Origin of the sequence: Mesorhizobium sp. M4B.F.Ca.ET.089.01.1.1 (genome assembly GCF_004022605.1) — a bacterium.
GTDB lineage: Bacteria > Pseudomonadota > Alphaproteobacteria > Rhizobiales > Rhizobiaceae > Mesorhizobium > Mesorhizobium abyssinicae.
In genome coordinates this window covers 1-974 of the sequence record NZ_RZOS01000944.1, presented here as the reverse complement: position 1 = coordinate 974, position 974 = coordinate 1, and the positions used below count along the sequence as shown (strand labels likewise).

The following is a 974-nucleotide window of genomic DNA, read 5'->3' as shown; positions in this document are numbered from 1 at the left end:
AGGAAGAACCGGCCGATGAAGGCGGCGAAGACGACGCTGGTTTCGCGGATGGCGGTGATCGGGCCGGCGGGGCCGAGCGCGAAGGCGGCGACCACCACGCCGTAGGCAAGCAGCGCGAACAGGCCGCCGGCCAGCGCCTTGCGGGTTTCCGGCGCGCTGAAGTCGACGATGAGCCTGCCGCGCAGCGCGACGAAGGTGACTGGCAGCAAGGCGCCGTAGATCAGCAGCACCCAGGCGGTGTAGGCGCCGCTGTCGCCGGCGGCGCGGACGCCGATCGCATCTACGGTTGCGTAGGCGGCGATGATCGCGCCCGTCGCCAGCGCGTAGAGGATCGACGTCGTCGATGCCCTTCCCTTGCCAAGCGACAATCCCATGATGCCGCAGGCGACCAGCGCGACGCCGGCGATCTCCGGCGTGGTGAGCCGCTGGCCGGCCATGAGGAAGCTGCCAAGCGTAACCAGCAACGGCACGCTGCCGCGCACGATCGGATAGACCTGCCCCAGCTCGCCATAGCGGTAGGCGGCGACAAGGAACACGCTGTAGCCGACCTGCAGGCCGGCCGAGAGCACGACATAGGGCCAGGCGGCCGCGGCCGGAAGCGCGTGAAAAAGCGCCATGGGAATGGCGATGAACGTGCTGGAAAAGCTCATGACCGTGATCGTCCACAGCCTGTCGGCCCCCGTCCGCAGGAAGGCGTTCCAGCTGGCATGCAGGATGGCGGCGAACAGCGCCAGCCCGATGACCGCCGCGCTCATTGCCGCCCCCACGCGCCCGCGATGATGGCGGCCGCTGCCTTGCGGGCATTGCCGATGGCGGCGTCAGCCTCGCCCATCTGCGCCAGCAGCGTCGCCCCCTCGATCAGCATCAGCAGCGCCGCCGCGGCGCCCTCCGCCCGCTCCGGCGGCATCGTCTGCTCGAGGATCGCCTGCATGCGCGACCTCAGGCCATTCTTCTGGCGGGCGACGGCCTTGAAC

The 974-nt window shown here is 69.9% G+C and carries 1 protein-coding gene and 1 pseudogene; both read right to left on the bottom strand.

The genetic code is table 11. From position 1 onward, the window contains the following. Positions 1-755, bottom strand: a 755-nt coding sequence (locus EN780_RS35225; RefSeq protein ID WP_128276539.1) for a DMT family transporter, incomplete at its 3' end; no start/stop codon positions are given. After that, positions 752-974, bottom strand: a pseudogene (locus EN780_RS35220) (TetR/AcrR family transcriptional regulator); the annotation flags it as partial. The pseudogene EN780_RS35220 and the gene EN780_RS35225, both read right to left, overlap by 4 nt.